This window comes from Geodermatophilus chilensis (genome assembly GCF_002802985.1).
GTDB classification, from domain to species: Bacteria; Actinomycetota; Actinomycetes; order Mycobacteriales; family Geodermatophilaceae; genus Geodermatophilus; species Geodermatophilus chilensis.
In genome coordinates this window covers 1-8,199 of sequence record NZ_NVPT01000200.1, presented here as the reverse complement: position 1 = coordinate 8,199, position 8,199 = coordinate 1, and the positions used below count along the sequence as shown (strand labels likewise).

The following is an 8,199-nucleotide window of genomic DNA, read 5'->3' as shown; positions in this document are numbered from 1 at the left end:
AGATGTGTATAGGGGACAGGGCTCACGGTGCGGGGTCCTCCAGGTCGTTCTTCAGTTCGGGGTAGACGGCCGGCGTCCGCCGGGCCATCGCGCGCAGGCGCTCGGCCAGGGCCGCGCCGCCGTCGGGCTCGCGGGAGACGACCAGCAGAGTGTCGTCCCCCGCGATCGTGCCCAGCACGTCGGGGAGGCCGACCTTGTCCAGGGCGGAGGCGAGGAACTGCGCCGCACCCGGCGGCGTGCGCAGGACGGCGAGGTTGGCGCTGCCCTCGGCGGAGGTCAGCAGATCGGCCAGCAGGCGGGTCAGCCGCGCGGGCGCGGCCTGCGCGGGGCGCAGCGGTGCGTTCTCCGGCGGCAGCACGTAGGACGCCGGGGCGCCGTCGGAGCCGCGCAGCTTGACCGCGCCGAGCTCCTCCAGGTCGCGCGAGAGCGTGGCCTGGGTGACCTCGATGCCCGACCCGGCGAGCAGCACGGCCAGCTGGGTCTGCGAGGTGACCGGCTGGGCCTCGATGAGCTCGCGGATGCGCGCCTGCCGGGCCGAGCGGGTCAGCGCCGTCGTCACCCGGATCGCTCCGGGAGGCGCGAGGGACGCGCGCCCTCCGGGGCGCGACGGGCGACGGCCGGTCTCATGAGCGCTCCAGCAGCCAGATGAGCACGGCCTTCTGCGCGTGCAGCCGGTTCTCCGCCTCGTCCCACACCGCGCTCTGCGGCCCGTCGATCACGTCGGCCGCGATCTCCTTGCCGCGGTAGGCCGGCAGGCAGTGCAGGACGACGGCGTCGTCGGCGGCGCGGGCGAGCGCGGCGTCGTCCACCGCGTAGGGCAGGAACGGCGCGACGCGGGCGTCGTACTCGTCCTCCTGCCCCATGGAGACCCAGGTGTCGGTGACCAGGACGTCGGTGCCGTCGGCGGCGGCCGCGGCGTCGTCGGTCAAGCGCACCGAGCCACCGGTCTCCGCGGCGATCTCCTCGGCGCGCTTGACGACCGAGGCGTCGGGCTGGAAGGACGCCGGCGAGCCGATGCGCACGTGCATGCCGGCCGTGGCGCCGCCGAGCAGGTAGGAGTGCGCCATGTTGTTGGCGCCGTCACCGAGGTAGCTCATGGTCAGCCCGGCGAGGGCGCCCTTGCGCTCGGCGACGGTCTGCAGGTCGGCGAGGATCTGGCAGGGGTGGAAGTCGTCGGTGAGCGCGTTGACCACCGGCACCCGGCTGACCGCGGCCATCGCCTCGATGCGGTCCTGGCCGAAGGTGCGCCAGACGATCGCGGCGACCTGCCGGTCGAGCACGCGGGTGGTGTCCTCCACCGACTCCCCGCGGCCGAGCTGGCTGCTGCCGCCGTCGACCACCAGCGGGTACCCGCCGAGCTCGGCAACGCCGACGGAGAAGCTCACCCGGGTACGGGTCGAGGGCTTGTCGAAGAGCACGGCCACCGCCCGCGGCACGCCGTTGGGCGCCCGCAGCGTGGTGGGCGCCGCCGCGGTGTGCCGCGTGCGCTTGAGCTCGGCGGCCAGCGCCAGCACCTCGGCCTGCTCGGCCGGGCTGAGGTCGTCGTCGCGCAGGAGGTGCCGGGTCACGGAGCGGCCTCCATCGCCGAGTCGAGGGCAGCCGGCAGGGCGGCGACGAAGGCGTCGACCTGCGCGTCGGTGAGCACCAGGGACGGCGCCAGCCGCAGCACGTTCGCGGCGACGGCGTTGGTGAGGAAGCCGGCGTCCCGGAGCCGGGCCTCGAGCGCGCCGGCGACGTCGGCGGTGAGGACGACGCCCAGCAGGGCACCCTTGCCGCGGACGCCGGAGACGCCCGGGTGGCCGAGGCCCTCGATGCCCGCGGTGAAGCGGTGCTCGAGCTCCTTGGCCCGCTCCAGCAGCCCCTCGTCGCGGATGGTGTCGAGGACGGCGAGCGCGGCCGCGGCGGCGATCGGGTTGCCGCCGAAGGTGGAGCCGTGCGAGCCGGCGGTCATCAGGTCGGCGGCGTCGCCGAAGGCGAGGGTGGCGCCGAGCGGGAGCCCGCCGCCGATCGCCTTGGCGAGGGTGACGACGTCCGGGCTGACCCCCTCGGCCTGGTGGGCGAACCAGTGCCCGGTGCGGCCGGTGCCGGTCTGCACCTCGTCGACGGCGAACAGCGCGCCGGAGGCGGCCGCGGTCCGGGCCGCGGCGGCGAGGTAGCCGGGAGGCGCCGGCTGGACGCCGCCCTCGCCGAGCATCGGTTCGAGCAGCACCATCGCCGTCCGGTCGGTGACCGTGGCCTCCAGCGCGTCGGCGTCGCCGTAGGGCACGTACCGGACGCCGCCGGGCAGCGGCGCGAACGCGTCGGCCTTGCCGGGCTGGCCGGTCAGCGCGAGCGCGCCCATGGTCCGGCCGTGGAAGGAGCCCTCGGCGGTGACCACCTCGGTGCGCCCGGTGAGCCGGCTGAGCTTGAACGCCGCCTCGTTGGCCTCCGCGCCGGAGTTGCAGAAGAAGACCCGGCCCGGCCGGCCGGCGAGCTCGAGCAGCCGCTCGGCGAGGGTCACGCCCGGCTCGTGCATCGCCAGGTTCGAGACGTGGCCGAGGGTCTGCGCCTGCTGCGTGATCGCCTCGACGACCCGCGGGTGGGTGTGGCCGAGGATCGTCGTCGCGATGCCGCCGAGCAGGTCGGTGTACTCGCGGCCGTCGACGTCCCAGACCGTCGCCCCCGCGCCGCGGGCGAGCGCCACCGGCGGGGTCTTGTAGTTGTGCATCATCACGGCCGACCAGCGGGTGGCCAGCTCCTCCGTGTGGGTCATGCCGGCTCCTCTCCGGTGGCGGTGCGGGCCGGGACCACCATGGTCCCGGTGCCCTCGGACGTGAACATCTCCAGCAGCAGGGCGTGCGGGGTGCGGCCGTCGACGACGGTCGCCCGCTTCACCCCGCCCTCGACCGCCCGCAGGCAGGCGGCCATCTTCGGGACCATCCCCGAGTCCAGGGTGGGCAGGATCTCGGCGAGCTCGCCGGCGTCGATCTGCTGCACCAGCGAGTCGCGGTCGGGCCAGTCGGCGTAGAGGCCCTCGACGTCGGTGAGGACGACGAGCTTGACCGCACCGAGGGCGACCGCGACCGCTGCGGCGGCGGTGTCGGCGTTGACGTTGTGGACCACGCCGTCCCGGTCGGGGGCGACGGTGGCGATCACCGGGATGTGGCCGGTCTCCAGCAGCGCCCGCACCGGAGCCGGGTCGACCGCGACGACGTCGCCGACCAGGCCGATGTCGACCGGCTCACCGTCCACCGTCGCGGTGGTGCGCTCGGCGGTGAGCAGGCCGCCGTCCTCACCGGACAGGCCCACGGCCAGCGGGCCGTGCTGGTTGATCAGCCCGACCACCTCGGGGGTCACCTGGCCGGTGAGCACCATGCGGACGACGTCGATCGTCTCCTCGGTGGTCACCCGCAGGCCGCCGCGGAACTCGCTGGGGATGCCCAGCCGGCCGAGCATCTCGGTGATCTGCGGTCCGCCGCCGTGGACGACGACGGGGAGGATGCCGCAGGTCCGCAGGAAGACCATGTCCTCGGCGAAGGCCCGGCGGCACTCCTCGTCGACCATGGCGTGGCCGCCGTACTTGATCACCACGACGTTGCCGTGGAACTCCTTGAGCCACGGCAGCGCCCCGGTCAGGACGGCGACCTTGCGGGCGTCGCCCTCGGGGTCGTAGGTGCGCATGACCCGGCTGGTGCCGATCCGCTTGCGGACGGCGGGCACCGTGGGCGGCGCCTCGTCGGCCCGGACGTCGGGCGGGGTGGGGTCCTGGGCGCTGCTCTCGTGCGCCGGGTCCTGCGCGCTGCTCTCGTGCGCCGGGTCCTGCGCGCTGCTCTCGTGCGCCGGGTCCTGCGCGCTGCTCTCGTGCGCCGGGTCCTGCGCGGTGCTGCTGCTCATGTCGAGTAGGCCGAGTTCTCGTGTACGTAGGCGATGGACAGGTCGTTGGTCCAGATCGTGGCCTGTTCACCGCCGGCCCTCAGGTCGACGTCGATGGTGATCTCCCGGCCGGTGAGGTCGACGCCCTCGCGGCGGTCGCCGATCGCGCCGCCGCGGCAGACCGTGACGCCGTTGATCGTGACGTCGACCCGGTCGGGCTCGAAGGCGGCGTCGGTCGTGCCGATGGCGGCCAGCACCCGGCCCCAGTTGGGGTCGTTGCCGAACAGCGCCGTCTTGAGCAGGTTGTTGCGGGCGCAGGCGCGGCCGGCGGTGAGCGCGTCCTCGACGCTGGCCGCGTTCCGGACGGTGATCGCGATGTCCTTGGTCGACCCCTCGGCGTCGGCCAGCAGCTGCATCGCCAGGTCGGTGCAGGCCGCGGTGAGCGCCTCGGCGACCTCCTCGGCGCTCGGCGTGACCCCGCTCGCGCCGTTGGCCATGACGATCACGGTGTCGTTGGTGGACAGGCAGCCGTCGGAGTCGACCCGCTCGAAGCTCACGCTGCTCGCCTCCTTCAGCGCGGTCTGCAGGGTGCCGGCGTCGACCACCGCGTCGGTGGTGAGGACGACGAGCATCGTGGCCAGGCTCGGCGCGAGCATGCCGGCGCCCTTGGCCATGCCGCCGACGGTCCAGCCGTCGCGGGTCTGCACCGTCGTCTTGGGGACGCTGTCGGTGGTCATGATCGCGCGGGCGGCGTCCTGGCCACCGTCGCCGGACAGGCCCTGCGCCGCCGCGGTGACACCGGCGGTCAGCTTGTCCATGGGCAGCCGGACGCCGATGAGGCCGGTGCTCGCCACCGCGACGTCGATGGCGCCGATGCCGAGTTCGGCGGCGGCGTGCTCGGCGGTGGCGTGGGTATCCTGGAAGCCCTCGGGTCCCGTGCAGGCGTTGGCGCCGCCGGAGTTGAGGACGACGGCCCGCACCCGCCCGCTCTGCAGCACCTGGCGGCTCCACTGCACCGGCGCGGCCGGGAAGCGGTTGGTGGTGAAGACGGCCGCGGCGGCGTCGTCCGGACCGTCGTTGACGACCAGGGCGACGTCCTGGGCGCCAGTGCTCTTCAGGCCGGCGGCGACGCCGGCGGCCCGGAAGCCGTTCGGGGCGCTGACGCTCACGGAGCCACTCCCACCATGGGCAGGCCCGTCGTCTCGGGCAGGCCGAGGGCGAGGTTGGCGCACTGGATGGCCGCTCCCCCGGTGCCCTTGGTCAGGTTGTCGACCGCGGCGACGACGACCAGCCGGCCGGCGTCGGGGTCGACGGCCACCTGCAGCGCGACGGTGTTCGCACCGAGCACCTGCGCCGTCGTGGGCCACTGCCCCTCGGGGAGCAGGTGCACGAAAGGCTCGTCGGCGTAGGCCTTCTCGTAGGCGGTGCGGGCCGCGGCGGCGTCGACGCCGGGCCGCAGCCTCGCCGAGCAGGTGGCGAGGATGCCCCGGCTCATCGGCACGAGCATCGGGGTGAAGCTGACGCCGACCGGTGCGCCGGCGGCCTGCGAGAGGTTCTGCACCATCTCGGGCGTGTGCCGGTGCACGCCGCCGACGCCGTAGGTGCTCACCGAGCCCATGACCTCGCTGCCGAGCAGGTGCGGCTTGGCCGACTTCCCGGCACCCGAGGTGCCGCTGGCGGCGACCACGACGACCTCGGGCTCGACCAGCCCGGCGGCCAGTGCCGGGGCGAGCGCCAGGGTGACCGAGGTCGGATAGCAGCCGGGGACGGCGATCCGCCGCGCACCGGCCAACTGCTCCCGCTGCCCGGGCAGCTCGGGGAGCCCGTAGGGCCAGGAGCCGGCGTGCTCGGAGCCGTACCAGCGCGCCCAGGCAGCGGGGTCGTTCAGCCGGTGGTCGGCGCCGCAGTCGATCACGAGGGTGTCGTCGGGCAGCTGGGCCGCGATCGCGGCGGACTCCCCGTGCGGCAGGGCGAGCACGACGACGTCGTAGCCCGCCAGGTCCTCGGCGCCACTGGGCCGCACCTCGAGGTCGGCGTAGGGCAGCAGGTGCGGCTGCAGCTCGCCCAGGCGTCGGCCGGCGCTCGAGTTGGCGTGCACCCCGGCCAGCCGGAGGTCAGGGTGCCCGGCCAGCAGCCGGCACACCTCACCCCCCGCGTACCCGGTGGCGCCGGTGACCCCGACCGACCACGTCTGCGTTCCGCTCACGATGCATGACCATACACGGCCATGCATGACTGTTCACGAGGGGTGGCAGTCGGGGATGTCCTCCCAGACAGTCAGCCCCTGCCCACAGTGCGGGACAGGGGCGGACCGTGCGCCGGCCCACCTGTCGGGACGGCCTCGCTGCGCACGCGTGCTGGGAACGTCTGCGGGGCATGTACCCGTCCGTCAACGGGCGCCGCCCGTCCGAGGAGCCTCGACGTGAGTCCGTTCGACCGGATCGTGATCATCTTCAACCCGCAGAGCACCGGCGACGCGTCGCGCTCCGCGGAGGAACTGCGCGCCGAACTGACCCGGCGGCTGCCGGCCGTGCCGGTGGAGCTCTGCCCCACCCGGTACGCGGGGCACGCCCGCGACCTGGCGAGGGAGGCGGCCGGTATCGGGCGCCCGCTGCTGGTCTCGGTGAGCGGCGACGGCGGGTACAACGAGGTCGTCGACGGCGTCATGCAGGCCGGGGACACCGAGGCCGTCTGCGCGGTGCGGGCGGCAGGCAACGCCAACGACCACCGCCGGACGACGCGCCAGCGGCCACTGGCCGACGCCATCGTGGCCGGGGACGTCCGCCGGATCGACCTCCTCCGGCTGACCATCGGCAGCGGGGCCGCCGCCCAGACCCGGTACGCGCACTCCTACATCGGCGTCGGCCTGACACCCGTCGTCGCCGTGGACCTGGAGGAGGGCGGGAAGGGGTCGTGGAAGGAGATCGTGACCGTGGTGCGGTCCTTCTCCCGTTTCCGGCCGTTCCCGATCAGGCTCGAGGACGGCAGACGGCGCACGATCGACAGCCTGGTGTTCGCCAACATCGACCAGATGGCCAAGTACGCGACGCTCAGTGAGGGCGGCCGCCCCGACGACGGCCGGTTCGAGGTCATCACGCAGCGGCGCGCCGGCAAGCTCCGGGTGCTCGGGACGCTCATCAAGGCGGCGACCCGCGGACTCGGCCCGCAACCCAGCGCCACCCACTACGCCTTCACGGCGCTCGCCCCCATGCCGCTGCAGCTGGACGGCGAGTTGGTGGAGCTGGACGCGAACACCCCGGTCGCCGTCGACATCGCACCGGGGGCGCTGGCCACGGTGGTCTGACCGACCGCCGACGGCCGCGGGCCGGCGAGGGGCTCCCCGCCGCCGGTCAGGCCAGCGGGTCGCCGTCCCCGTAGGGGCGCAGCCTCAGCTGCCGGGCGGCGTCCTCCGGCGTGGTGGCGCGCAGGACGGCGAGGTCGTCGGCGCCGACCCGCAGGAACCGGCCGTACCACTGGTCGAGCTCCCCGGCGGCGATCGCGGCGACCAGTTCGACGACCCGCTCCGGCGGCGTCCAGTCGGTGAAGCCCCGCCACATGGGCATCGCGCGGGTCATCGGGGTGTCGACGACGCCCGGCGCCACGTCGAAGGCGCGCACGTCCAGGCCCTCGAGCGCGCCGGCCAGGGCCTCGGTCATCCGCATGAGGCCGGTCTTGGCCACCGAGTAGGCCGAGTACTCCGGTCGGGCGCGGACGCTCATCCCGCTGGCCAGGTCGACGACGCGGCCGCGGTTGCGCAGCACCATCCACGGGACGACGGCGCGGGCGAGCAGGAAGCCGCCGCGCACGTGGCTCTCGACCACCGACCACCACTGGTCGGGGTCGGCCTCCCACAGCGGCTCCTCGGCCGCGTCGATCACCCCGGCGTTGTTGACCAGCAGGTCGACGGGCCCGAGCTCCTCCCGCACCCGCGTGACCGCCTCGTCCACGGCGGCCCGGTCGGTGACGTCGGCGGGTACGGCCAGGGTCCGGGCGCCGGTGGCGGCGGCGACCTCGTCCATCGCCGTCGCCAGCCGCTCGCCGTTCCGGGCCAGCCCGGCCACCGCCATGCCGCGGGCAGCCAGGCCCTCGACGAGGTGGCGGCCGATGCCGGTCGACGCGCCGGTGACCAGCGCGACGCCGGCAAGTCCTCCGGCCCCGTCCCGGGTCGGCCCCCTCCCGGGTCCCGCCCCGAGCGTGCGAGGGGCTGCCCCTTATACACATCTGACGCTGCCGACGACTCCCTACCTGCAGCTTCATGTTCTCCCCCGATCACGACACACATCAGACCTACGCCCCGAGCACCTACGTTAACCTCCCCTAGTACACCAGTGCTCTCCTCAGTCATTA

Annotated in this window: 8 protein-coding genes; 1 reads left to right on the top strand and 7 read right to left on the bottom strand. The window is 74.4% G+C overall.

Going from position 1 to position 8,199, the window contains the following annotated elements; translation table 11 throughout:
• Window positions 1-22: 22 nt before the first annotated feature.
• From CNO22_RS23630 to argC, 6 genes are all read right to left on the bottom strand, one after another.
• Window positions 23-559 (bottom strand): arginine repressor, encoded by a 537-nt coding sequence (locus CNO22_RS23630; RefSeq protein ID WP_100501706.1) that lies wholly within the window; start codon window positions 557-559, stop codon window positions 23-25.
• Between the two features lie 64 nt (window positions 560-623).
• Window positions 624-1,568, bottom strand: a complete 945-nt coding sequence (gene argF, locus CNO22_RS23625) for an ornithine carbamoyltransferase (RefSeq protein ID WP_100501705.1) — start codon at window positions 1,566-1,568, stop codon at window positions 624-626.
• Window positions 1,565-2,752 carry an acetylornithine transaminase gene (locus CNO22_RS23620; RefSeq protein ID WP_100501704.1) on the bottom strand — a complete coding sequence of 396 codons (1,188 nt, stop codon included), beginning with the start codon at window positions 2,750-2,752 and terminating at the stop codon, window positions 1,565-1,567. The genes argF and CNO22_RS23620 overlap by 4 nt, the downstream gene beginning before the upstream one ends.
• Window positions 2,749-3,873: an acetylglutamate kinase gene (gene argB, locus CNO22_RS23615; protein WP_232807297.1), complete on the bottom strand. Its 1,125-nt coding sequence runs from the start codon at window positions 3,871-3,873 to the stop codon at window positions 2,749-2,751. The genes CNO22_RS23620 and argB overlap by 4 nt, the downstream gene beginning before the upstream one ends.
• Window positions 3,870-5,021, bottom strand: a complete 1,152-nt coding sequence (gene argJ / locus CNO22_RS23610; protein WP_100501703.1) for a bifunctional glutamate N-acetyltransferase/amino-acid acetyltransferase ArgJ — start codon at window positions 5,019-5,021, stop codon at window positions 3,870-3,872. Before argJ ends, argB begins: the two co-directional genes overlap by 4 nt.
• A complete protein-coding gene (argC, locus tag CNO22_RS23605; RefSeq protein ID WP_232807296.1) occupies window positions 5,018-6,058 on the bottom strand; it encodes an N-acetyl-gamma-glutamyl-phosphate reductase in 1,041 nt (346 codons plus the stop codon). The genes argJ and argC overlap by 4 nt, the downstream gene beginning before the upstream one ends.
• Window positions 6,059-6,274: 216 nt before the next feature.
• On the opposite strand from argC, the gene CNO22_RS23600 reads away from it, so the two are divergent.
• Window positions 6,275-7,156: a diacylglycerol/lipid kinase family protein gene (locus CNO22_RS23600; protein ID WP_100501701.1), complete on the top strand. Its 882-nt coding sequence runs from the start codon at window positions 6,275-6,277 to the stop codon at window positions 7,154-7,156.
• A gap of 46 nt (window positions 7,157-7,202) precedes the next feature.
• Here the strand turns inward: CNO22_RS23600 and CNO22_RS23595 are convergent, their stop codons facing one another.
• Window positions 7,203-7,982, bottom strand: coding sequence for an SDR family NAD(P)-dependent oxidoreductase (locus tag CNO22_RS23595; protein ID WP_100501700.1), 780 nt, complete (start codon window positions 7,980-7,982; stop codon window positions 7,203-7,205).
• Between the last annotated feature and the right edge of the window lie 217 nt (window positions 7,983-8,199).